General features: G+C 75.5%; 23 protein-coding genes and 1 riboswitch. Of the genes, 11 read left to right on the top strand and 12 right to left on the bottom strand.

The features are described from left to right. The first annotated feature begins 1 nt into the window (after position 1). Genes AC0IVP_RS08295 through pabB form a run of 4 tightly spaced genes read left to right on the top strand, consistent with a single transcriptional unit; the run spans position 2 to position 3565 of the window. Positions 2-538, top strand: coding sequence for a histidine phosphatase family protein (locus tag AC0IVP_RS08295; protein WP_056293666.1), 537 nt, complete (start codon positions 2-4; stop codon positions 536-538). Further along, positions 535-1056: a bifunctional adenosylcobinamide kinase/adenosylcobinamide-phosphate guanylyltransferase gene (gene cobU, locus AC0IVP_RS08290; protein ID WP_056293670.1), complete on the top strand. Its 522-nt coding sequence runs from the start codon at positions 535-537 to the stop codon at positions 1054-1056. Before AC0IVP_RS08295 ends, cobU begins: the two co-directional genes overlap by 4 nt. Next, the gene (locus AC0IVP_RS08285) at positions 1053-1799 is read left to right on the top strand and encodes an adenosylcobinamide-GDP ribazoletransferase (RefSeq protein ID WP_056293672.1); all 747 of its coding nucleotides are present in this window, start codon (positions 1053-1055) and stop codon (positions 1797-1799) included. Before cobU ends, AC0IVP_RS08285 begins: the two co-directional genes overlap by 4 nt. Then, the gene (gene pabB / locus AC0IVP_RS08280) at positions 1796-3565 is read left to right on the top strand and encodes an aminodeoxychorismate synthase component I (protein ID WP_471755834.1); all 1770 of its coding nucleotides are present in this window, start codon (positions 1796-1798) and stop codon (positions 3563-3565) included. The genes AC0IVP_RS08285 and pabB overlap by 4 nt, the downstream gene beginning before the upstream one ends. Here the strand turns inward: pabB and AC0IVP_RS08275 are convergent. The 6 genes from AC0IVP_RS08275 to AC0IVP_RS08250 all read right to left on the bottom strand — a co-directional run bounded on the left by AC0IVP_RS08275 (position 3558) and on the right by AC0IVP_RS08250 (position 12706). Next, positions 3558-4088 (bottom strand): FKBP-type peptidyl-prolyl cis-trans isomerase, encoded by a 531-nt coding sequence (locus tag AC0IVP_RS08275; protein WP_056293678.1) that lies wholly within the window; start codon positions 4086-4088, stop codon positions 3558-3560. The genes pabB and AC0IVP_RS08275 overlap by 8 nt on opposite strands. Beyond that, positions 4085-7741, bottom strand: coding sequence for a cobaltochelatase subunit CobN (gene cobN, locus AC0IVP_RS08270; RefSeq protein ID WP_471755832.1), 3657 nt, complete (start codon positions 7739-7741; stop codon positions 4085-4087). Before cobN ends, AC0IVP_RS08275 begins: the two co-directional genes overlap by 4 nt. Before the next feature lie 53 nt (positions 7742-7794). Continuing rightward, positions 7795-7861, bottom strand: a riboswitch (cobalamin riboswitch). 90 nt (positions 7862-7951) lie between these two features. Then, entirely contained in the window at positions 7952-9613 is a 1662-nt protein-coding gene (locus AC0IVP_RS08265; protein WP_056293683.1) for a class I adenylate-forming enzyme family protein, read from the bottom strand. Between the two features lie 7 nt (positions 9614-9620). Further along, the gene (locus AC0IVP_RS08260) at positions 9621-10589 is read right to left on the bottom strand and encodes a cyclase family protein (protein ID WP_471755830.1); all 969 of its coding nucleotides are present in this window, start codon (positions 10587-10589) and stop codon (positions 9621-9623) included. A 100-nt stretch (positions 10590-10689) separates the two neighbouring features. Continuing rightward, positions 10690-11601, bottom strand: coding sequence for a TetR family transcriptional regulator (locus AC0IVP_RS08255; RefSeq protein ID WP_471755828.1), 912 nt, complete (start codon positions 11599-11601; stop codon positions 10690-10692). Positions 11602-11701: 100 nt separating this feature from the next. Then, positions 11702-12706 carry a phosphotransferase family protein gene (locus tag AC0IVP_RS08250; RefSeq protein ID WP_056293697.1) on the bottom strand — a complete coding sequence of 335 codons (1005 nt, stop codon included), beginning with the start codon at positions 12704-12706 and terminating at the stop codon, positions 11702-11704. Positions 12707-12864: 158 nt separating this feature from the next. Between AC0IVP_RS08250 and AC0IVP_RS08245 the strand changes: the two genes are divergently transcribed. The 3 genes from AC0IVP_RS08245 (at position 12865) to AC0IVP_RS08235 (ending at position 16007) form a co-directional block, all read left to right on the top strand. Then, complete coding sequence (locus AC0IVP_RS08245) at positions 12865-14100, top strand: acyl-CoA dehydrogenase family protein (protein WP_471755826.1); 1236 nt, start codon at positions 12865-12867, stop codon at positions 14098-14100. A 4-nt stretch (positions 14101-14104) separates the two neighbouring features. Further along, positions 14105-15637, top strand: a complete 1533-nt coding sequence (locus tag AC0IVP_RS08240) for an acyl-CoA synthetase (protein ID WP_471755824.1) — start codon at positions 14105-14107, stop codon at positions 15635-15637. A 79-nt stretch (positions 15638-15716) separates the two neighbouring features. After that, complete coding sequence (locus AC0IVP_RS08235) at positions 15717-16007, top strand: hypothetical protein (protein ID WP_056293706.1); 291 nt, start codon at positions 15717-15719, stop codon at positions 16005-16007. 6 nt (positions 16008-16013) lie between these two features. On the opposite strand, the gene AC0IVP_RS08230 is transcribed toward AC0IVP_RS08235, so the two are convergent. Genes AC0IVP_RS08230 through AC0IVP_RS08220 form a run of 3 tightly spaced genes read right to left on the bottom strand, consistent with a single transcriptional unit; the run spans position 16014 to position 17232 of the window. Continuing rightward, positions 16014-16556 (bottom strand): TetR/AcrR family transcriptional regulator, encoded by a 543-nt coding sequence (locus AC0IVP_RS08230; RefSeq protein ID WP_056293708.1) that lies wholly within the window; start codon positions 16554-16556, stop codon positions 16014-16016. Next, on the bottom strand, positions 16553-16879 hold the full coding sequence (locus tag AC0IVP_RS08225) for a DMT family transporter (RefSeq protein WP_082556776.1): 327 nt from the start codon (positions 16877-16879) through the stop codon (positions 16553-16555). Before AC0IVP_RS08225 ends, AC0IVP_RS08230 begins: the two co-directional genes overlap by 4 nt. Then, positions 16876-17232 carry a DMT family transporter gene (locus AC0IVP_RS08220; RefSeq protein WP_162245551.1) on the bottom strand — a complete coding sequence of 119 codons (357 nt, stop codon included), beginning with the start codon at positions 17230-17232 and terminating at the stop codon, positions 16876-16878. Before AC0IVP_RS08220 ends, AC0IVP_RS08225 begins: the two co-directional genes overlap by 4 nt. Positions 17233-17344: 112 nt before the next feature. On the opposite strand from AC0IVP_RS08220, the gene AC0IVP_RS08215 reads away from it, so the two are divergent. Beyond that, the gene (locus AC0IVP_RS08215; RefSeq protein ID WP_471755822.1) at positions 17345-18310 is read left to right on the top strand and encodes an NAD(P)/FAD-dependent oxidoreductase; all 966 of its coding nucleotides are present in this window, start codon (positions 17345-17347) and stop codon (positions 18308-18310) included. Positions 18311-18395: 85 nt separating this feature from the next. Then, positions 18396-18620 (top strand): hypothetical protein, encoded by a 225-nt coding sequence (locus AC0IVP_RS08210; RefSeq protein ID WP_471755820.1) that lies wholly within the window; start codon positions 18396-18398, stop codon positions 18618-18620. Between the two features lie 22 nt (positions 18621-18642). On the opposite strand, the gene AC0IVP_RS08205 is transcribed toward AC0IVP_RS08210, so the two are convergent. The 3 genes from AC0IVP_RS08205 to AC0IVP_RS08195 all read right to left on the bottom strand — a co-directional run bounded on the left by AC0IVP_RS08205 (position 18643) and on the right by AC0IVP_RS08195 (position 20427). Beyond that, entirely contained in the window at positions 18643-19017 is a 375-nt protein-coding gene (locus AC0IVP_RS08205; protein WP_056293720.1) for an STAS domain-containing protein, read from the bottom strand. A 187-nt stretch (positions 19018-19204) separates the two neighbouring features. Further along, on the bottom strand, positions 19205-20041 hold the full coding sequence (locus tag AC0IVP_RS08200) for a putative protein N(5)-glutamine methyltransferase (protein WP_471755818.1): 837 nt from the start codon (positions 20039-20041) through the stop codon (positions 19205-19207). Then, positions 20038-20427 carry a DUF1801 domain-containing protein gene (locus AC0IVP_RS08195; protein ID WP_471755816.1) on the bottom strand — a complete coding sequence of 130 codons (390 nt, stop codon included), beginning with the start codon at positions 20425-20427 and terminating at the stop codon, positions 20038-20040. Before AC0IVP_RS08195 ends, AC0IVP_RS08200 begins: the two co-directional genes overlap by 4 nt. A gap of 62 nt (positions 20428-20489) precedes the next feature. Here AC0IVP_RS08195 and AC0IVP_RS08190 point away from each other — a divergent pair, with 62 nt between their 5' ends. Together AC0IVP_RS08190 and AC0IVP_RS08185 are read left to right on the top strand one after the other, a co-directional pair. Continuing rightward, positions 20490-22235 carry an RNA polymerase sigma factor gene (locus AC0IVP_RS08190; RefSeq protein WP_471755814.1) on the top strand — a complete coding sequence of 582 codons (1746 nt, stop codon included), beginning with the start codon at positions 20490-20492 and terminating at the stop codon, positions 22233-22235. Continuing rightward, positions 22232-22969 carry an IclR family transcriptional regulator gene (locus tag AC0IVP_RS08185; protein WP_471755812.1) on the top strand — a complete coding sequence of 246 codons (738 nt, stop codon included), beginning with the start codon at positions 22232-22234 and terminating at the stop codon, positions 22967-22969. Before AC0IVP_RS08190 ends, AC0IVP_RS08185 begins: the two co-directional genes overlap by 4 nt. Positions 22970-23034: the final 65 nt, after the last annotated feature.

Here is a 23034-nt window from a genome sequence, read left to right as displayed (position 1 = left end):
GATGACCACGCTCCTGCTCGTCCGGCACGGACAGAGCACCTGGAACGCCGCCGGCCTGATGCAGGGCCAGACGGCGCACGTCCCGTTGACCGAGCTGGGGCACACCCAGGCCCGCAGTGCCGCCGCGGAGCTCGCCACGCTGCGCCCGGGCGCGATGGTCTCCAGCGACCTGACCCGCGCGGTGCAGACCGCCGAGCACTGCATGCAGGCCACCGGACGTCGGTTCACCACCACACCGGCGCTGCGCGAGCAGGGCTACGGCGTGCTGGAGGGCCGGCCCTCGCGGGAGCTGTGGGACCTCGTGGACTGGACCGACGTGCACTGGTCGGCCGAGGGCGGGGAGTCCCTGGCCCAGCTGCACGCCCGGGTGGCGGCCTACCTGGAGACGCTGCGGGCCGGGCCGCCGGCCGACGTCGTCGCGCTGGTCACCCACGGGGACACCATCCGGGCCGCGCAGGCGGTGCTGGCCGGCGACGGGCCCGAGGCCATGCCGCACGTGACCCCGCACAACGGCACCGTCACCCGGCTCGAGCTGTGAGCCGCACCCTGGTCCTGGGCGGTTCCCGGTCCGGGAAGTCCGCGCACGCCGAGGCACTGCTCGAGGGCCGGGACGACGTCACCTACCTGGCGACGTCGGACCCCCGCCCGGACGACGCCGAGTGGGCCGAGCGGATCGCCGCGCACCGGGCCCGCCGGCCGGCGACCTGGACGACGAAGGAGACCACCAACCCCGGTGAGCTGGTGCTCCCGGGCACGTACCTGGTCGACTCGGTCACCACCTGGGTCACCGCGATGATGGACGCCAGCGGGGTGTGGGAGGGCGGTCAGCGCGCCGCCGACCGGCTGTCCCGCCGGGTCGACGAGCTGCTGGAGGCCTGGGTGATGACCCCGGCGCACGTGGTGGCGGTCAGCGACGAGGTGGGGCTGGGCGTGGTCCCGGAGACCCGCTCGGGACGGCTGTTCCGGGACACCCTGGGCACGGTGAACCAGCGGCTGGCGGCGACCGCCGACGAGGTGTGGTTCGTCGTCGCGGGGCTGCCCCAGCGCCTGCGATGAGGGCGGCGTTCGCCTGGCTGACCATCGCCCGGGTGGGTGGTGACGCCTCCCCGCGGGGCGTGCTGCCGTGGGCGCCGCTGGTCGGGCTGGTGCTCGGCGACCTGGCTGCGCTGACCGCCTGGCTGGGCGCCCGGTACGCCGCACCGCTGGTCGGGGCGGTGCTCGGCGTGGCGTTGCTGGCCTGGCTGACCCGCGGCCTGCACCTGGACGGGCTGGCCGACACCGCCGACGGCCTGGGTCCCTTGCGCGGGCGGGAGCGGGCGCTGGAGGTCATGCGCGCCGGGGACGTCGGGCCGTTCGGCGTGGCCACGCTGGTGCTGACCCTGCTGCTGCAGGTGGCCTGCCTGGCCGCGCTGCTGACCGTGGACGGCGGCTGGCTGGCGTTGTGGACGGCGGTCGTGGCGGCCCGGCTGGCGATGGCCCGCTGCGGCCTGCCCGGGGTGCCGACGGCGGCCGGCTCGTCGCTGGGCGCAGCCGTCGCCGGGACGGTCTCCCGGGTCTGGTTCGCCGGCGCCGCGCTGGTCGCGGCCGGCTGCGTGGTCGCCACGGCGGCCTGGTTGGGCGACCTCCCGCTGGCCGCGCGGCTGGTCGGGGCCGCGGTGCTGGGGCTGGCCGCCGGGGAGCTGCTGCACCGGCGCGCCCGCGGACGCCTGGGCGGGGTGAACGGCGACGTCATGGGTGCCGCCGGGGAGGTCACCACGGCCGCGACCCTGCTGGCCGCCCTGGTGCTCGTGGGCCTGTGAGCGCCCGGTTCGACGACCTCGTCGCGGGCACCGCGTGGGTGTTCCCGGAACCGGACCGGGTCGTCGTCGCCCGCCGGGCAGAGGACGTCGTGCCGGCCCTGCGGGAGGTCGCGGCGGCGGTGGCCGGTGGCGCGTGGGCGGCCGGGTTCCTGTCCTACGAGGCGGCCCCGGGCCTGGACCCCGCCCTCCCGGTCCGCGCCCCGGATCCCGGTGACCCCCCGCTGGTCTGGTTCGGGGTCGGCGGACCGCCGCGGGAGGTCGCACCGCTGACCGCATCGGGGCACCTGCCGACCACGTGGACGCCGGACCGCACCGACGCCGAGCACGCGGCCGCGGTGCAGGCCGTCCGGGAGTCGATCGCGGCCGGGGAGACCTACCAGGTCAACCTCACCGACCGGCTGCGGGCGACCGGCGTGGACGGCGCCGCGCTGTACGCCGACCTGGTGCTGGCCCAGCGCTCCGCCCACGGCGCGCTGCTGGAGACCGGCTCGCACACGATCGCCGGCGCCAGCCCGGAGCTGTTCTTCGAGTGGTCGGGCCGGACGGTGCGGACCCGGCCGATGAAGGGCACCGCCCGCCGCGGCCGGACGACGGCCGAGGACCGCGACGTGGTGGCGGCGCTGCGGGCCAGCCCCAAGGAGCGGGCCGAGAACCTGATGATCGTGGACCTGCTGCGCAACGACCTGGGCCGGGTCGCGGCCACCGGCAGCGTGCGGGTCACCGAGCTGTTCACCGCCGAGCGGTACCCGACGGTGTGGCAGCTGGTCTCCGAGGTGGCCGCCGACCTGAGCGCAGACGTCGACCTGGTCGACGTGCTGCGCGCGCTGTTCCCCTGCGGCTCGGTGACCGGCGCGCCCAAGACGGCCTCGATGCGGGCGATCGCAGACCTGGAGGCCTCCCCGCGCGGGGTGTACTGCGGCGCGGTCGGCTGGCTGGCCCCGCCCAGGGAGCCGGTGCACGCCCGGTTCTCCGTCGCGATCCGGACGGCGGTGGTGGCCGCGGACGGCTCGGCCGTCTACGGCTCGGGCGGCGGCATCACCTGGGACTCCGACCCGGCCGCCGAGCGCCGCGAGCTGGTGGCCAAGGCCGCCGTCCTCACCGCACCGGCCGGGGACCACCGGCTGCTGGAGACCCTGGGCCACTCCCCCGGCGGCGGGTTCACCCACCTGCCCGAGCACCTGGCCCGGCTCGCCGACTCCGCCGCCTGGTCCGGCTTCGCCTGCGACCCGGCGGCCGTGCACGCGGCGCTGGCGGAGGCCGTCGCCGGCCGGACCACGCCGAGCCGGGTGCGGCTGCTGCTGGACCGGGCCGGCGCCGTCGAGGTCACCGTCACCGACCCACCACCGGCGCCGACCGGCCCGGTCCGGCTCGCCCTGGACGACCACCCGGTGGACCCGGCCGACCCGTGGCTGCAGCACAAGACCACCCGCCGCGACGTCTACACCGACGCGGCCGCCCGGCACCCGGGTGCCGCCGACGTGGTGCTGGTCAACACCCGCGGTGAGGTCACCGAGACCACGACCAGCACGCTGTGCGTCCGCATCGACGGCACCTGGTGGACCCCGCCGACCGACTCGGGCTGTCTGCCCGGCACCGCCCGCGCCCGGCTGCTCGCCCGGGGCGAGCTGCGCGAGCGGGTGCTGACGCCGGCCGACCTGCGCGCGGCCGACGACGTCGCCGTCGTCAACTCCCTGCGCGGCTGGCGCCGGGCAGCCGTCAGCCGGCCCCGCCGAGCCGTCAGCCGGCCCCGCCGAGCCGTCAGCTGACGGAGACCAGGTCCACCACGAAGACCAGGGTCGCCCCGCCCGGGATCGGGCCCTGCCCGGCGTCGCCGTAGCCCAGGTCGCTGGGGATCGTGATGTAGCGGCGGCCGCCCTCGGCCATGCCCACGACCCCGGTGCCGAAGCCCTCGATGACGCCCGGGGCGCCGGCGGTGAAGGGCAGCGTCTCGTCGGCACCGCGGCTCCACGAGGAGTCGAAGGACTCCCCGGTGTCGTAGAACGCGCCCCAGTACCTCACCTCGACGTCGGAGCCCTCCTCGGCCACCGCGCCGTCGCCCTCGACCACGTCGGCGACGACGAGCCCGCACGGCGGCAGCGCGTCCGACGCCGGCACGGTCGGTGCCTCGGAGAGGTCGGTGGACACCGAGGACGGCGCCTCGACCGTCGCCGGCAGGCTCTCGCAGGTCGCCGTGGGCTCGGCGGTGGCGTCGCCGTCGTCGGACCCGCAGGCGCCGAGCACCAGGGCGACGGGCAGGGCGAGGGAGAGCAGGGCGGTGCGGCGGTTCACGGGGTCCTCTCGGCGGGGGTGCGGGGGCCGTTCTCCAGGTCGCCCTCGGTGTCGAGGTAGGCCTGCTTGAGCTGGGCCAGCAGCTCGGGGTCCGGCTCGGCCCACAGCTGGCGGTCGGCGGCCTCGAGCAGCCGCTCGGCGATGCCGTGCAACGCCCAGGGGTTGGACTCCTCCATGAACGCCCGGTTCTCCGGGTCGAGCACGTAGGTCTGGGTCAGCTTCTCGTACATCCAGTCCGCGACGACGCCGGTGGTCGCGTCGTAGCCGAAGAGGTAGTCCACCGTCGCGGCCATCTCGAAGGCGCCCTTGTAGCCGTGCCGGCGCATCGCGGCCAGCCACTTGGGGTTGACCACCCGGGCGCGGAACACCCGGGAGGTCTCCTCGACCAGCGAGCGGGTGCGCACGTGCTCGGGCCGGGTGGAGTCCCCGACGTAGGCCTTGGGCGAGCTGCCGGTCAGCGCGCGGACCGTGGCGACCATCCCGCCGTGGTACTGGAAGTAGTCGTCGGAGTCGGCGATGTCGTGCTCGCGGGTGTCGATGTTCTTCGCCGCGACCGCGATCCGCCGGTAGGAGGTCTCCATGTCCGGTCGGGCCGCGACACCGTCGAGGTCCCGGCCGTAGGCGTAGCCGCCCCACACCGCGTAGACCTCGGCCAGGTCGGCGTCGGTGCGCCAGTCCCGGCTGTCGATCAGCGACAGCAGGCCCGCGCCGTACGCGCCGGGCTTGGACCCGAAGACCCGGGTGGTGGCCCGGCGGCGGTCCCCGTGCTCGGCGACGTCGGCGTCCACGTGGGCCTTGACGAAGTTCTGCTCCGGCGTCTCCTCCAGCCCCGCGGCGAGGGTGACGGCGTCGTCCATCATCGTCACCACGTGCGGGAAGGCGTCCCGGAAGAACCCGGAGATGCGCACCGTGACGTCGATCCGCGGCCGGCCCAGCTCGGGCAGCGGGATCGGCTCCAGCTTCGTGACCCGGCGGGACGCCTCGTCCCACACCGGCCGGACGCCGAGCAGCGCGAGCACCTGGGCGACGTCGTCCCCGGAGGTGCGCATGGCCGAGGTGCCCCACACCGAGAGCCCGACCGAGCGCGGGTGCTCGCCGGTCTCGGTGACGTAGCGGTCCACCAGGGACTCGGCCAGGCCCTGCCCGGTCTCCCAGGCCAGCCGGGACGGGACGGCGCGCGGGTCCACGGAGTAGAAGTTCCGGCCGGTCGGCAGCACGTTGACCAGCCCGCGCAACGGGGAGCCCGAGGGCCCGGCCGGCACGTAGCCGCCGTCCAGGGCGTGCAGGGCCATGTCGATCTCGTCGGTGGTCCTGGCCAGCCGCGGCACGACCTCCTCGACGGCGAACCGCAGCACCCGCTCGACGTCGGCGTGCGGCTCGCCCAGCACGCCCTCGATCACGGTGGGGACGGCGTCGGCGGTCCAGCCGGCCTCCTCCATCCCGGTGACCAGGGCCAGCGCGCGGGCCTCGACGTCATCGGTCTCGTGCAGGCCGGCGGAACCGTCCTCGACCAGGCCGAGCGCCTCGCGCAGACCCGGCATGGCGACCGAGCCGCCCCAGATCTGCCGGGCCCGCAGGATCGCCAGCACCAGCCCGACCCGGGCGTCGCCCTCGGGCGGGGAGCCGAACACGTGCAGCCCGTCGCGGATCTGGCTGTCCTTGATGGCGCACAGCCAGCCGTCGACGTTGAGGATCATCTCGTCGAACTCGGCGTCGTGCGGCCGGTCGTCCAGGCCCAGGTCGTGGTCGAGCTTGGCGGCCTGGATCAGCGTCCAGATCTGCTGCCGGACGGCGGGCAGCTTCGGCGGGTCCATCGCGGCGATGTTGGCGTGCTCGTCGAGCAGCTGCTCCAGCCGGGCGATGTCGCCGTAGGTGTCCGCGCGGGCCATCGGCGGCACCATGTGGTCGACCAGCACCGCGTGCGCCCGGCGCTTGGCCTGACTGCCCTCGCCGGGGTCGTTGACCAGGAACGGGTAGACCATCGGCAGGTCGCCCAGGGCCGCGTCGGGCGCGCAGGCCGCCGACAGGCCCACGGTCTTGCCGGGCATCCACTCCAGGTTGCCGTGCTTGCCCACGTGCACGACCGCGTGCGCGCCGAAGGACGACCGCAGCCAGTGGTAGGCGGCCAGGTAGTGGTGGGAGGGCGGCAGGTCCGGGTCGTGGTAGATCGCGATCGGGTTCTCCCCGAACCCGCGCGGGGGCTGGACCATGACCACGACGTTCCCGGCGCGCAGCGCGGCGAAGACGATGCAGTCGTCGGTCGGGTCCACGAAGAGCTCGCCGGGCGGCGGGCCCCAGTGCTCGACCATCCGGTCGGTCAGCTCGGTGGGCAGCGAGTCGAAGAAGGTTCGGTAGGCGGCGGCCGGGATGCGCACCGGGTTGCCGCTCAGCTGCTCCTGGGTGAGCCAGTCCGGGTCCTGGCCGCCGGCCTCGATGAGGGCGTGCACCAGCCGGTCGCCGTCCAGCTCGGCGACGCCGGGCAGCGAGCCCTCGCCGTCGAAGGGGCCGATGTCGTAGCCCTGCCCGGCCATCGCGGCCAGCAGCCGGACCACCGACGCCGGGGTGTCCAGGCCGACCGCGTTGCCGATCCGGGAGTGCTTGGTCGGGTAGGCCGACAGCATCACCACGATCTTGCGGTCGGCCGGGGCGGTGTGCCGGAGCCGGGCGTGCGCCACGGCGATGCCCGCGACCCGGGCCGAGCGCTCCAGGTCGGGCACGTAGGAGGTCAGGCCCTCGTCGTCGACCTCCTTGAAGGAGAACGGCACGGTGATGATGCGGCCGTCGAACTCCGGGATGGCGACCTGGTTGCCGACGTCCAGCGGGGACAGCCCGTCGTCGTTGGCCGCCCACGTCTCCCGGGGGGTGCCCAGCACCAGGCCCTGGATGACCGGGATGTCCAGGCGGGCGAGCTCGCCGACGTCCCAGGCGCCGTCGTCCCCACCGGCCTGGGCCGTGGCCGGGCGGGAGCCGCCGGCCGCGAGCACCGTGACGACCATGGCGTCGACGGTGCGCAGCACGTCGAGCATCTCCGGGGCCACCGAGCGCAGCGAGGCGCAGTAGACCGGCACCGGCACGCCGCCGGCGGTCTCGACGGCCTCGCACAGCGTGTGCACGAAGGCGGTGTTCCCGGCCAGGTGGTGCGCCCGGTAGTAGAGGACGGCGATCCGCGGGCCGGTGGCCGTGGACTCCCGGCCCAGCAGGCCCCAGTCCGGGGCGACCGACGGGCGCTCGAAGCCCTCGCCGTCCAGCAGCACGGTGTCGGCCAGGAAGCGGTGCAGCTCGACGATGTTGTCCGGTCCGCCCTGCGCCAGGTAGGCGTGTGCGTCGGTGGCCACGCCCATCGGGACGGTGGACAGCGCCATCAGCTCGGCGTCGGGCAGCTGCTCCCCGCCCAGGACGACGACCGGCAGCCCGCTGTCCAGCAGTGGCCGCAGCATGTCCTCGTACTTGCGGGCCGCCCCCAGGATCCGGACCACGACCAGGTCGGTGCCGGCGGCGAACCCGGCGAGGTCGCCGGTGCCGACCCGGTAGGGGTTGCCCAGCTTCCAGTCCGAGTCGCTGGCCCGGGCCGACAGCAGGTCGGTGTCGGAGGTGGACAGCAGCGTGAAGGTGCGCTGGGTGCTCTGCGCGTTCTGGGTGCTCTGGGTGCTCATGGGGTGAGGCCTTCCCTCGGGGTCCGCGCCCCGGTCGTCGGGCACGGCAGCCGGAGTGTCTGGCTCACCCCGAGGGGCTCACAGTGGCGGGACCGCGCCGGCGTCGCACCGGACTTCCTCGCTGCACTGCCGTGATCGGGCCCGACGCTACCGGGCCGCACCGGCGGACCCCCTCCACCGCCTGCCCGGCACGGTGGAGGGGGTCGACGATCAGTTCCGGGCGCGCAGCTCCCGGCGCAGGATCTTGCCGGTGGTGGTCTTGGGCAGCTCGTCCACGACCTCCACGTACCGGGGGTACTTGTAGGCCGCCATCCGCTCCCTGGACCAGGCGATGACCTCCTCGGGGTCGATCGTGGCGCCGGGCTTGGGCGAGACGTAGGCCTTCACCGTCTCCCCCCGCACCTCGTCGGGGATGCCGACGACCGCGACCTCACGCACCGCGGGGTGGCCGTAGAGCACGTCCTCCACCTCGCGGGGCCAGACCTTGTAGCCGGCCGCGTTGATCATGTCCTTCTTGCGGTCGACCAGGAAGAACCAGCCCTGGGCGTCCATGAAGCCGACGTCGCCGGTCCGCAGCTCCCCGCCGGGGATCTGCTCCGCGGTGGCGTCGGGCCGCTCCCAGTACCCGGGCACGACCTGCGGCCCGGACGTGGCGAACTCCCCGACCTCGCCGACCGGCAGCTCCTCGCCGTCCTCACCGAGGACCCGGACGACGGTGTCGTAGACCGGCACCCCGACGCTCAGCGCGCCGGAGTTCTCGTCGACCGGTGCCCGCACGCCCATCGGCACCCCGTGCGACGGGCTGTTGGTCTCGGTCAGCCCGTAGATGTTGTGCACGTAGACGCCGAGCTCCTCCTCCAGCCGGTCGGTGACCGCCGGGGCGATCGGGGCGCCACCGGAGTAGACCGCCCGCAGGGAGGTGAAGTCCTCCCGGGAGGCGCCGGTGGCGTTGCCCAGCGCGATGAAGACCGCGATCGCCCCGACGGTGAACGTCGGCCGGTGTTCCCGGATCGCCTCCAGCACCACGTCGGGCTGGAAGCGGTGGGCCAGCACCAGCGGGCAGCCGACCAGCATCGCGATCGCGACGTGGCCGATCAGCCCGGTGATGTGGAACAGCGGCGCGACGCCCAGGACGGAGTCCTCGGGGCCCAGCCGCATCCACTCGCGGTAGGTGTAGGCGTTGAACGTCATCGAGGAGTGGGTGTTCATGGCGCCCTTGGGGCGCCCCGTCGTCCCCGAGGTGTAGGTCAGCACGCCGATGTCGTCCCCGGACAGCGAGACCGGCGGCGGCTGCTGCCCGGCGTGGGTCTCCAGCAGGTCACCCAGGTCCAGGGTGCCCTCGGGCCGGCTCTTGACCGTGCCCTCGAACAGCCGCGGGTCGGCTCGGGTCTGGTGGTCCAGCCCCGAGCAGGTGACGACGGTCTGCACCCGGGTCTCCCCGGCGGCGATGACGTCGCGCGCCACCGTCTCGTACAGCTCGTCCAGGCACAGCAGCGCGGTCGCCCCGGAGTCGGCGAGCAGGTAGGTCAGCTCACCGGCCTTGTTCATGGGGTTGATCGCGACCGCCGCACCGCCGGCCTTCCACGCGCCGAGCAGCCCGATGACGAACGCCGGGTCGTTCTGCACGTAGAGGCCCATCCGGTCACCGGCGGCGAACCCGGCGTCCAGCAGCCCCACGGCCAGGGCGTCGGAGGCCGCGTCCAGGTCGCGGTAGGTGAGCGTGCCGTCGAAGTAGCGGATCGCCACCGCGTCCGGGGTGCCCGCCACGGTCGCCTGGAAGACCGCGAGCAGGGTGTCGTGCTCCGGGGTGATCGAGGCCGGCTGGCCCTCGCCGTAGAGGGCCAGCCACGGCTTGTCGGTGTAGACGCTCATGCCGCGGTCAGCGGATCGCGACCGGGTTGACCGGGGCGCCGGTGCCGTTGACGACCTTGAGCGGGGCGGCCACGTAGAGGAAGGTCCAGCGGCCGTCGGCGGCGCAGGCGTCGGCCAGGTCGTCGAGCCAGGCGATCTCGGTCAGCGTCACGCCCAGGTTGCGCATCAACGCGCAGTGCAGCGGCAGCGCGACACCGCTGACCGGGTCGTAGGTGACCTCGTTGGCGATGGTGTCGGTGACCAGGTTGGGGATCTCGTTGGACTGGAACCACTCGACGAGCTCGCGGGAGTAGGTCAGGCCGGGCTCGGCGAAGCCGTCGTAGAACTTCTCCGGGTCGTTGAGGTCGTACCAGTACTTCATCCAGCCGGTCCGGATCACCAGGATGTCGTGCGGCAGGATCTCCACGCCCTGGGCGGCCGCGGCGGCCTCGAGGTCGGTGTGGTCGAAGGTCTCGCCCTTGTCCAGCCACTCCTTGCCGCGGTGGCGGGCCATGTCGATGAGCACGCCACGCCCGACGATGCCCTTCTCCGCGATCGGCAGCACCGAGGCCTTCTGCATCGCATCGACGGTGGAGCGGGCGTCGTAGCCGTTCCAGAGCTTGCCGTCGTACCAGACGTGGCCCAGTGCGTCGTACTGCGTGGAGCCCTGCAGGAACATCAGCGCGGTGTCGTCGGCGTAGTGCAGGCCGCCGGGGAACTGCGGGGCGGCGTCGGTGTCCCAGGTGGACTCGTCGAGCTCGTTCTTGCGCTCGATCCCGCGACGGCCGGGCCACAGCGGGTCGCCGGGGGACTCGGCGCGGCCCATCTGGATCTGCAGCGTGAAGGTCTCACCGCTCTTGATGTGCTGGGCGCCGCGGAGGACCTCGGCGGCGTCCAGGTAGTTCAGCGAGCCGAGCTCGTCGTCGGGGCCCCACTTGCCCCAGTTGGACGGGGCGTCGTCGCCCAGGACCTCGCGCATGGCAGGAACGTCGGACACAGTCGTCTCCTCGCTGAGTGACCTCTGGACCCGTGCGGCAGGACCGAACGCTCGCACGGGACGTGTGCGACCGGATGATGCAGGTCACACGACCCGGGGGTCAAGGGCGGGGAGCTGTGCGTCCCAGCAGGTCCAGGGCGAAGCCGACGTACTGGGCGGCCAGCTGCTCCGGGGACGTCGGCCCGCCGGGCCGGTACCACTGCGGGATCGCGGTGCACATGGTCACCACGGCGCGGGCGGCGTCCCCGGGGGCGGCGGTGGTCAGCTGCCCGGCGGCGACCGCGGCGACCACCTCGTCGTCCAGGGCCTGCTGCTGGGCCCGCCGGACGGCGGCCAGCCGGGCGTAGTCCGGCGGGGCGAGGCTGCGCATCTCGCTGGCGCCCAGGAACCCGGTCTGCCGCCGGTGGCTGTGGTTGAGGGCCAGGCACTCCACGACCAGCCCGACCCGCTCCAGGGGGTCGACCCCCTCCGCGCGGGCGGCCCGGACCCGGGCGTCCAGGTCGCGCATCGTGAGGTCCAGCAGCGCGACGAGCATGTCGTACTTGCTCTCGTAGTAGTGGTACAGCCCGGAGACCGAGAGCCCGGCGCGGGCGGCGATCGTCCGGATGGTCGAGCCGTGGTAGCCGACCTCGACGAAGGCGGCCAGCGCCGCGGCGAGCGCCGGGTCCAGCTGGAGGGGGCCGTACCGCCGCCAGTCCCCGGCCACGAAGACCCCGTCGGGACCGGTCGGTCGGGTGCCGGGGGTGGTGGTCACCTCGGTCCGGTCGACGACGCCGGGGGCCAGCCGGCTGCCCCCGGGCCGGAACACCCGCTCGACCGGGACGTCGAGCAGCTCGGCGATCCGGGCCACCCGGGCGGCACTGACCCCGGTGTGCCCGTTCTCGATGGCGCTCAGCGTCCCGGGGCTGACCTGCAGCTGCTCGGCCAGGCGGCGCAGACTGAGCCCGCGCGCGGTCCGCAGCCGGCGGATCGACTCCCCCAGCCCCGGGGAGGGTGCGGCGGGCGTGCTCACGGGACCACCTCGGGACGGTGTTCAGCTCAGCTGGACGTTCAGCGTGCCTGAGCGTAGGCCGGGCACGCACGCAGAGCCAGCGACGCACCCTCGACGGGGCTCAGGACGCTGCGTGCCCGCGCTCCACCAGCGCCGGGACGACCGCGCCCAGCCGGTCGAAGCCCTCCCCCACGGTCAGCCCGGCGACCGACCGGGAGTGGATCTGCTCGAAGATCACCGCGATCTTGAAGAAGGCCAGCCCCAGGTACCAGGGCAGCTCGGCCAGGTCGGCGCCCGCGGCCCGGCCGTAGGCGGCGGCCAGCGACCCGCCGTCCGGCCAGCCGGGCACGTCGCCGGGGACGGCGGCGACCGGGCTGTCCAGGCCGGCCATGCCGTCCCACCAGACCAGGGTGGAGGCGAGGTCGGCGAGCGGGTCGCCGAGGGTGGCCATCTCCCAGTCCAGCACCGCGACGACGTCGGGCCGCCGGTCCGCGGTGACGACGACGTTGTCCAACCGGTAGTCCCCGTGCACGACCGCCGCGGGTCCCCCGACCGGCACCCGGGCCCCGAGCCGGCGTCCCAGCTCGGCCAGCCCGGGCACCTCGCGCAGGTCCCCGGCCTCCAGCTGCCCCGACCACCGGGCGACCTGCCGCTCCAGGTAGCCGGCGGGCCGGCCCAGGTCACCCAGCCCGACCGCCTCGGGGTCCACCCGGTGCAGCGCGACGAGCACGTCGACCAGGGCGCCGGCGGCCGCGTCGCCGTCCACGGCGTGCAGCTGGTCGGCCTCGCGCAGCACCACGCCGTCGGCGAACTCCATGACGTAGCAGGGCGCGCCGAGCACCTCGGGCCCGGCGAGGGCGACCGGGCGGGGCACCGGCACGGCGGTGCCGGCGAGCGCGCCGAGCACCCGGTGCTCGCGGGCGACGTCGTGCGCGGTGGCCCGGACGTGGCCCAGCGGCGGCCGGCGCAGCACCCACCGGCCGACGCCGTCGGTGAGGGCGTAGGTCAGGTTGGACCGGCCGCCGGCCAGCAGCGTGACCCGCAGCGGTCCCTGCAGCAGGCCGGGCACCGCGGCGTCCAGCCAGCGCTGCAGGGCGGCGACGTCGACGCCGGGCGGGTCCTGCACGGTGGGCCCCCTCACAGTCCGGACACCGTGCGTTTGCACGGTGCCCGTCGAACCTGCCCGCCAGGTGCCAGGGTGTCAACCACGCCTTGACGGGCCAGGACGGGGACCCTAGCGTCGCGGCGATCGTGCGACGGCGCACGTGTTCAGGAAGGCTGATCATGACGCAGACCCTCGCGACCCCCTCCCGCACCGCCGGGGACCTCTACGCGCGGATGGTGGACTTCCTCCGCGACGAGGTGCTGCCCGCCGAGCCCGAGTACGAGGCCGCCCGGCGCCTGGCCGGCCCCGACGGGCACGACGCGCCGCCGGTCGTCGAGCGGCTCAAGGCCAGCGCCCGCGCCCAGGGCCTGTGGAACCTGTTCCTGCCGAGCGAGTCCGGGCTGACCCAGCTGGAGTACGCCCCGATCGCGGAGCTGTCGGGCTGGAGCCTGGAGCTGGCCCCCGAGGCGATCAACTGCGCGGCCCCGGACACCGGCAACATGGAGCTGCTGCACCTGCTGGGCACCACCGAGCAGAAGCAGCAGTGGCTCGAGCCGCTGCTGGCCGGGGAGATCCGCTCGGCGTTCGCGATGACCGAGCCGGCCGTGGCCAGCAGCGACGCCACCAACATCGAGACCCGCATCGAGCGCGACGGCGACGACTACGTCATCAGCGGGCGCAAGTGGTGGACCTCCGGCGTGCTGGACCCGCGCTGCGCCGTCCTGGTGGTCATGGGCAAGACCGACCCGCAGGCCCAGAAGCACCGCCAGCAGACGATGGTCGTCGTCCCCCGGGACACCCCCGGCGTCGTCGTCGAGCGGGACCTGCCGGTGTTCGGCCAGCACGACCAGCACGGCCACGGCGTGGTCCGCTTCGACCGGGTGCGCGTCCCGGTCAGCAGCGTGATCGGCGAGGAGGGCGGCGGGTTCGCCGCCGCCCAGGCCCGACTGGGCCCCGGACGCATCCACCACTGCATGCGCGCCCTGGGTGCCGCCGAGCGGGCGCTGGCGATGATGGTCGCCCGCACCCAGGAGCGGGTCGCCTTCGGCCGGCCGCTGGCCGAGCAGGGCGTGGTCCAGCAGCAGATCGCCGAGTCCCGGATCGACATCGACCAGGCCCGGCTGATCTGCCACCAGGCCTGCCAGGTCATCGACACCCAGGGCAACAAGGCCGCCAAGGACCTCATCGCCATCGCCAAGGTCGCCGTCCCCCGCGCGGCCGGGCGGGTCATCGACCGGGCCATCCAGGTGCACGGCGGGGCCGGCGTGACCGACGTGACCCCGCTGGCCGCGATGTACGGCTGGCACCGGGCGATGCGGCTGTTCGACGGCCCGGACGAGGTGCACCTGCGCTCGCTGGCGAAGTCCGAGCTGGGCCGGACGCCGGTCGTGCCCGTCCCCTCGATCACGGTCTGACCCGGTGTACCCGGGCGCGCACGACCCCGGGCACGCCGCCGTCGTGATGAGCGACAGCGGTGCGACCCTCACCTACGGCGAGCTGGAGGAGCGGTCGGTCCGGCTGGCCCACGTCCTGTGGGACGCCGGCCTGCGCCCGGGGGACGACGTCGCGCTGCTGGCGGACAACTCGCTGCACACCTACGAGGTGTTCTGGGCGGCGATGCGCAGCGGGCTGTACCTGACCGCGATCAACCAGCACCTCAAGCCCGGGGAGACCAGCTACATCCTGGGCGACTGCGACGCGAAGGCGATCGTGGTGTCGGCGTCCCAGTCCGGGTTGGCGCAGGCCGTCGTCGCCGACACCCCGGGCATCGGCCTGCGACTGGCGTTCGAGGGCGCGGTCCCCGGGCACCAGGACTACGAGGCGGCGCTGGCCGCGGCGTCCCCGGTGCCCTTCGCCGACCAGCCCCGCGGGCGGGACATGCTCTACAGCTCCGGGACGACGGGGCGGCCCAAGGGCGTGAAGTCCCCGCTGCCCGGGGTGCAGGTGAGCGAGGGCGGCGAGGCGCTGCTGGGGGTCTTCGGGCCGCTCTACGGTTTCGGGGCGGACACCGTGTACCTCTCCCCCGCCCCGCTGTACCACGCGGCGCCGCTGAGGTTCGGCGGGATGGTGCACATGGTCGGCGGCACCGTCGTCGTCATGCCCGGGTTCGACGCCGCGGCCGCGCTGGCCGCGATCGAGCGGTACCGGGTCACGCACAGCCAGTGGGTGCCGACGATGTTCGTCCGGATGCTCAAGCTGGACGAGGCGGAGCGGACCCGGCACGACCTGTCCTCGCACCGGGTGGCCGTGCACGCGGCCGCACCGATGCCGGTCGACGTCAAGGCGGCGATGATCGAGTGGTGGGGGCCGGTCCTGGCCGAGTACTACGCGGCCACCGAGGCCGTCGGGGTCACCCTCATCGACTCCGCCACCTGGCTGCGCAAGCCCGGGTCGGTCGGGAAGGCCGGGCTCGGCGTGCTGCACGTGTGCGCCGACGACGGCACCGAGCTGCCCCCGGGCGAGGTCGGGCTCGTGTACTTCGAGCGCGAGGTGCTGCCCTTCAGCTACCACAACGACCCGGAGAAGACCGCCCGCGCGCAGCACCCCCAGCACCCCAACTGGGGGACGACGGGGGACCTGGGCCGCCTCGACGAGGACGGCTTCCTCTACCTGACCGACCGGCAGGCGTTCATGGTCATCACCGGCGGGGTGAACGTGTACCCGCAGGAGATCGAGGACGCCCTCACCCTGCACCCCGACGTCGCGGACCTGGCGGTGATCGGCGTCCCGGACGAGGAGATGGGCGAGGCCGTGCAGGCCGTCGTCCAGGCCGCGCCGCACGCGACGCCGGGTCCGGAGCTGGAGGCCGAGCTGCTGGGGTACCTGCGCGAGCGGATCGCGCACTTCAAGGTGCCCCGCGGGGTGCTCTTCGTGGAGGACCTGCCCCGCACGCTGACCGGGAAGCTGCGCAAGCACGAGATCCGGGACCTCTACCTGGCCCGCACCCGCTGACCCGACCACCCGGAACACGCCGGTTCGGAACACGCCGAGGAGCTGGACAACCACGGTGCGTCATCGACAGGGTGACCGGATGAACGCTCACGGGGCCCACCTGTCCGCCGGTCACCCCCTGGGTGGCTCGCAGCTGGCCACCACGTGCCTGCGGGCGCTCGCCGACATCGGCCGGCCGGTGCAGCTGCGCGAGCTGCTGGCCCGACTGAACCCCCGGCCCGCGCAGGGCGACCGGGCTGCCTGGGCGGGCCGGCACGAGGAGCTCCAGGCCGCGGTGGACGAGCTCGCGGCTGCCGGGCTGGTGGTCGTGCACGGGGGCAGGGTCCAGCTCAGCGGCCGGGCCGACGTGCAGGCCCGCGCCACCGGCTGATCGGCCTCAGCCGGCCAGGACGAGGGACAGCAGGCGGGTCAGGTCGGCGGCCACCGGGGTGGTGCCGCCGACCAGGTGCTGCACGAACCAGCCGTCCACCAGCGCGACGGCCGCGGCCACCCGGTCGGGGTCGCTCGTGTGCGCCCGGGCCAGCCCGGTCAACAGGTCCAGCCACGGGCCGGCGGCCGTGCGCAGCCCGGGACGGCGGGCGGCCAGCAGGTAGAGCTCGTAGCCGGCCAGCACCTGGTCCCGGTCGGCGGTGAACAGCGCGACCAGCCGGTCGGCCAGCCCACCGGGGTCCGCGCCGCCGGGGACGGCGGGCAGGGCAGCCACCAGCGCCTCGGTCTGCGCACCCAGCGCGGCGGCGAGCAGCCCCTCGGTGTCGGTGAAGTGGTAGGCCACCGAGCTCTTGGGCACTCCCGCCTCGGCCGCGACCGACCGGTGCGAGACGGCGGCCACGCCCTCGCGCGCGATCAACCGGCGGGTCGCGGTGAGCAGCTCCGTGCGGCGGACCAGGCCGCGGGCGACCCGGCCGTCGGTGTCGCTCACGCGCCGGCGTGCACGACGAGGACACCGGCCACGATCAGCGCGACCCCGGCCAGCTGCCCGCGGGACATCCGGTCGCCGAAGACCGCCGCCCCGCCCAGGGCCGCCAGCGCGATGCCCGACCCGGACCAGATCCCGTAGCCCACCGCCAGCGGCAGCCCGGCGTCCAGCGCCCGTGCCATCAACGCCACGGACGCCCCGATGCCCAGCAGGGTGAGCACGGCGAAGCCGGTCCGGCGGAAGCCCGCCGAGGCACGCAGGGAACCGATGCCGACCACCTGGGCGGCGATGGCGCCGAGCAGCCAGGCCAGCTGGACGCCGCTCACGAGGGCTCCCCGGCCGCGGCCGGTCCGGTGGTCTGCACGACGACGACCCCGGCACCCAGCACCAGCAGCCCGACCAGCTGCACCGCGGTGAGCGGGTCGCCGAAGACGAAGGTGCTGGCCGCGGTGGCGGCCGCCAGCCCGAGACCGGTCAGCGTGGCGTACGCGACGCCCAACGTGAGGCCACCACCGTCCAGGGCGCGGGCGAAGAGCCACAGCGAGACGCCGTACCCCACCAGCGTCCCCAGCGTGGGCAGCGGAGCGGTGAAGCCCTCGGACACCCGCAGTGCCAGGGTGCCCGCCACCTCGGTCACGACGGCGCCCAGCAGCAGCCAGGCCGATCTGCTGGGACGCATGTCCCACATCTTTCCACGTGCTGTTCCGGCAAAGGAAGGTGCTGACCCGGCTCGCCCTGGTGCACGGTGGCGGAGCGGCCGGAGGGGTCGCGAGGACCCGAGGAGGCAGACCGTGAGCGAGACCGTGGACGTGCTGGTGGTGGGCGGTGGCCCCGCGGGGCTGGCGGGGGCGCTGGCGCTGGGCCGCGCCCGGCGGTCGGTCCTGGTCGTCGACGCGGGCCAGCCGCGCAACGCCCCGGCGGCACACGCGCACAACGTGCTGGGCCAGGACGGCAGCTCCCCGCGGGAGATCCTGGCGCGCGGCCGCGCCGAGGTGGGCGAGGTCGGCGTCCGGGTGCAGGACGGGCGGGTCGTCTCCGCCACGGCGCAGCCCGGCGGCGGGTTCGCGGCCCGGTTGGCCGACGGCACCGAGGTGCACGCCCGCCGCCTGCTCGTCGCCACCGGCGGGGTGGACCAGCTGCCCACCGTGCCCGGGGTGCGCGAACGCTGGGGCCGGGACGTCGCGCACTGCCCGTACTGCCACGGCTGGGAGGTCCGCGACCAGGCCGTCGGCGTGCTCGCCACCTCTCCGTTGGCGGTGCACCAGGCCCTGATGTGGCGACAGTGGACCGCCGACGTCGTGCTCTTCGTGCACGAGCAGCAGCTCCCCGGCGCCGACGAGCTCGAGCAGCTCGCCGCCCGCGGGATCCGGCTGGTCGAGGGCGTCGTGGCGTCGCTGGAGGTGACCGACGACGCGCTGAGCGGCGTCCGGCTGGTCGGCGGCGAGGTGGTGCCGCGGGCCGTCGTGGTCGCCGCCGGGCCCGTCGTCGCGCAGGACGACGTCCTGGTCTCCCTCGGCCTGGTCACCGAGGACGTCCTGATGGCCGGGCAGGTGCTGGGCCGGGCCGTACCAGCGTCGGACACCGGCGCGACCGCCGTCCCCGGCGTGTGGGTGGCCGGCAACGTCACCGCGGTCAACGCCCAGGTGGTCACCTCGATGGCCGCGGGGCTGTGGGCCGGCGCCCAGGTCAACGCCGACCTGATCGGGGAGGACACCCGGCTGGCCGTCGAGGCCGCGCGGGCGGCGCGGGCCGCCTGACCGGGCACCCCGCCCGCCCGCGGGGGAGGATCAGCGGGAGATCGGTCGACCGGCCGGACCCACAGCTCCCAGACCTGGAGTCCCCGTGTCCGCCGACCACCGGCTGCCCGTCGTCACCGCCCTCGACCCGTCGCGGACGGTGCTGACCTCGCTCCCCCGCGGCCGCGACGCGGGCCACCGGCTGCTGTGCGGGTCCTGCGGGGCCGAGCTCGCGCACGCCCGGCGCCCGATGGACGCCGACGCCCCCCTGCTCCGGTGCGTCGCCTGCGGTGCGGTCAACGACGCCGCAGCGGTGGCCACCGGAGCCTGACCCCGCGGCCGGGCGGGGCCGGTCAGCCGGCCGGGTCGTCCTCGTGCACGTCGAACAGGGCCAGCAGGCCGGTGATCTGCAGCGGACGGAGGACCACGCGGCTGGTGGTCCACAGCGGGAGCCGTTCGGAGCGCCCCTGGGCCAGACCGGCCAGCAGCGACAGGCCCGGACTGCCCAGGAAGGTGACCCGGCGGGCGTCCACGGCCTGCACCTCGAGGCCGGCCGGGCGCTGGGCGGCCCACACCTGGCACAGCTGGGTGTCGACGTCCCCGACCAGCACCAGGACGCCGTCCTCCACCGTGATGGACCCCTGCGGCACCGAGGTGCCGAAGACCGTCTCGCCGGTCACCGGGGTGGTGAGCCGGGCCGGGTCGCGTTCCTCGGGGCGGACGGACACTGCTGCTCCTGGGGTCGTGGGGGCACGGGGCACCCGGGGTCGGACGACGTTCGACACGACGGCCGCGAACGGATGGGCCGTGTGCCACCGCATCCCGTACAACGCGCCCTACGGTGTAAGCCGCGCTGATGGGAGAGGTGTACACCGCCGGACGCGCCGCCAAACACACCCGTCGACCCTGGTGTCGTCAGCCCGGCGGTCGGGTCCCCACGACGACCGTGGCGCCCCGCTCGTCGTCGGCCACCACCTCGACGGCGAACCCGCCTGCGGCGACCGCGGCCGCCGTCCCGGCGGCCTGCCGGTCGCTGGTCTCCAGCAGCAGGTGCCCCCCGGGGGCGACCCAGGCCGCAGCCCCGGCGGCGACCCGGCGGTGCAGGTCCAGGCCGTCGGGACCGCCGTCCAGGGCGACCGGGGGCTCGTGGTCGCGGGCCTCGGGGGGCATGCCGGCGATGGCGGCCGTGGGCACGTAGGGCGCGTTGACGCAGAGCAGGTCGACCCGACCGCGCAGGTCGGCCGGCAACGCGTCGAACAGGTCGCCGGCGACAACCCGCCCGCCGGCGGGCTCGACGTTGCGCCGGGCACAGGCCACCGCGGCGGGGTCCAGGTCGGCGGCGGTGAGCCGGGCCCCGGGCAGCCCGGCGGCCACCGCCAACCCCACCGCTCCCGAGCCGCAGCACAGGTCCACCACGACCGCCCCGGCCCGGCCGCGGGCCACCGCCAGCTCCACCAACAGGGCGGTGCGCTGGCGGGGCACGAACACCCCGGGGTCTTGCCGGACCCGCAGGCCACAGAACGCCACCCAGCCCAGCAGCTGCTCCAGGGGCTCACCGGCCACCCGGCGGGCCACCAGCTCCGCCAGCTCGGGCCCCCGCGCCGCGCCGGTCAGCAGCGCCGCCTCGTCCTCGGCGAAGACGCAGCCGGCGGCGCGCAACCGGGCCACCACCGCCTCGTCCACCGCCTCGTCCACCGCCTCGTCCACCGCCTCGTCCACGGCGTCGACCGGCCCCGCGTGGTCCCCGCTCACCCCGCCGTCCAGGCCGCCGCGAGCGCGACGACGTCGGGCTGCCGCGCGGTCAGGTCCGCGGGGGTCGCGAAGCCGATGACGCCGCGGTCGGGGGTGCGCATGACCAGCAGCCCCAGCGGGTCGGCGACCACCGGCGGGGCCTGCTCGCGCGGCCGGACCCCGCAGTGCAGCACGAGCTGGCAGACCTGGCGGGGGTGCAGCCGGAACGTCACCCGGTCCACGCCGTCCCGGGCGAAGCTCGGCGCGTTCCAGGCGATCCGCTCGGTGAGGCCCGGCGCGGCGGCCAGGAACTCCGCACGGAAGGCCACCACGGCGTCCCGGAAGGGGTGGTCCAGGGCGGCCAGCCAGGCGTCGACCTCGGTCGTCCCGGCCTCGGAGGAAGGCACCCGCGCACCCTCGCACGCGTCGGTGCCTCGCCGGCACCCCGCGGCGGGGGTTCACTGTGCGCGTGCCCAGCCCGGACCGGTTCGTCGTCGAGCAGTGGCGCGCCCTCCTCCCGACCGCGTACCTGCTGACCGGGTCCGACGGCGCCGCCCGTGAGCTGCTGGCCCGCGGGCTGGCCCGACCCGGGCCCGGCGAGGACGACCGCTCCCGCGCGGTGGCCGGGCTCGTCCGGGCGCACCTGCGCCGGAGGGTGCGCGGCGAGGGCACCGTCACCGGCACGTCGGCCACGCCCTGGTGGTCCTCACCCGCCGACGTCGAGTCCGCCCGCGCGACGGCGGCGGCGCTGGACCGGCTCACTCCGGCGGAGCGCACGGCGGTCGTGCTGCGCCGGCACGAGGGGCTGCCCGCCGACCGGGTCACCGCGCTGGTCCCGGGCGTCGACCCCGACGCCGCGGAGGCCGGGCTGGGCGGGGACCTGCCGGCCCGGCTCGACGTGCTGGCCGGCCAGTGCGACACCTCGGTGCTGACCGACGGGACCGCGGCGCTCGAGGTGGCCGGGGTGCGCTCCCGGCGGTGGCGGCGGGCCGGACTGGCGGTCGCGGTCGCCGCGGCCCTGGCGGTGGGCACCGTCGTGCTGCCCGACGTCCTCCCGGACCCCGCGCCCGCCCCGGAGCCGGCGGCCGGGCTGACGACCACCGTGCGCGGCTCGCTCGCCGGGGACGCCGACCTCCTCGCCGCCGCGCTGGAGGACACCGGTCCGCCCTCGGTCGACCTGGGCCGGGACCCCGCTCCTCCCGAGGTGGTCTACGCCGGGGACGTCGACGGCGTCCGGGCGGTCGTGCTGCTCCAGCAGGGCGACGGCGGAGCCGCCGTCATCGTGCGCACCGGCCAGGCCGGGACCCCCGTCCAGCAGCTCGCCACCACGACGTCGGCGGACTCCGGCGTCCCGGCCGTCATCGCCGTCGGCCTCACCGCGGACCCGACCGGCCCGGCCGACACCGTCCTGGTGCTCACCACCCCCGGCGACGAGATCGAGGTCTCCCCCGGCCTGGACGTGCTCCCCGACGGGACCGCGGCGCGCACGTTCACCCCCGTCGAGCTGGACGAGGAGGGCGTCGGCGTCGTCCCGGTCCGGTCCGACGCCCGGGCGGCCCGGGTCCGGGTGGTGCGCGACGACGAGGTCCTGCGGACCGCGCCGCCCGTCGCGAACGGCGGGCCGCTCGTCGAGCTCGACGCGGTCGACGGCGCCGAGACCGCCCCGCCCGACGGCCCGGACTCACGGTCCGGGGACCCCGCGGTCTCCGCGGTCGAGGTCGACCTGGCCCTGGACCCGGTCACCGCCGCCACCGGCTGGCTCCCCACCGAGCTCGCCGTCACCGTGCTCGGCGCCGGCACCTATCCGCAGGCCGGCGGCACGACGGCCGACGCGGTCACCCTCGCCGCCGTGCTGCCCGGCGGTGCCGTCGTGACGACGACGGCCTGGGCGACCTTCGGGGCCGGGTCGATCAGCACGGGCCGCTGCGGCAGCACCGGCCACCCGCCGGGCACCGACCCGGCGACGCTGACCGTCGCCGCCCGGTGCTCGGCCTACGCCGGCGACGGGTCGACGTTCGGGGTCACCGTGCTGGTGGCCGCACCGCCGGGCGTCGCCGTGCAGCTGTCGCCCGCCGCAGGCGGGGCCACGGTCGACGTCGGGCTGACCCGGGGCTGGGGCTACGTCATCGCCGACGCCGAGGCGCTGACCGGGTTCGCCGCCGACGGTGCCCTGGGCGCCGTGTCCCGCGAGGGCGCGGACCTCCTCAGCTCGTGACCGGCGAGTCCGTCGTCAGCCGCGCGGTGCGGGTGGTGGACGCCTTCCGGCCCGGGGAGACGACGCTGGGGGTCTCCGAGATCGCCCGGCGGGCCGGGCTGCACGTGGCCACGGCGTCCCGGCTGGTCGCCGAGCTGGTCGAGCTGGGGCTGCTGCGCCGGGACACCGACCGGCGGGTCGGGCTGGGTCTGCGGTTGTGGGAGCTGGGCGCCCGGGCCTCGCCGGCGCTGTCGCTGCGCGAGGTGGCCATGCCGCTGATGGAGGACCTGCACGCCGTCGTCGGCCAGCACACCCAGCTCGGCGTGCTGGACGGCGCCGAGGTGCTCTTCCTGGAGCGGCTGTCCGCGCCGGGCGCGGTGGTCAACCACACCCGGATCGCCGGCCGGCTGCCGCTGCACGCCTCCTCCTCGGGCCTGGTGCTGCTCGCCCACGCCTCGGCCGAGCTGCAGGAACGCACCCTGGCCGGACCGCTGCGCGCGTTCACCCGGGAGACGATCACCACCGCGGCGCGGCTGCGCGCGACCCTGGACCAGGTGCGCCGTGAGGGCGTGGTGTCCTGCCCCGGGCACATCCACCGCGACGCCTGCGGGATCGCCGTCCCCGTGCGGTCGCCGTCCGGGGCGGTCGTGGCCGCCCTCGCGGTGGTGGTGCCCAACGACGCCGAGGCGCGGACCCAGGTGCCCGCGCTGCGGGCCGCCGCCCGCGGCATCGGGCGACAGCTGCCCTCTCACTGAGCGAGAACGGCATGTCCGCGGTCACGTGATCCCGGTCATGCTCCCCGCCATGACCGCCCCCGCCC

The organism is Klenkia sp. AC732 (assembly GCF_979256525.1).
Note: the sequence above shows the minus strand (reverse complement) of the source record. Positions and strands in the feature narration are given on the sequence as shown.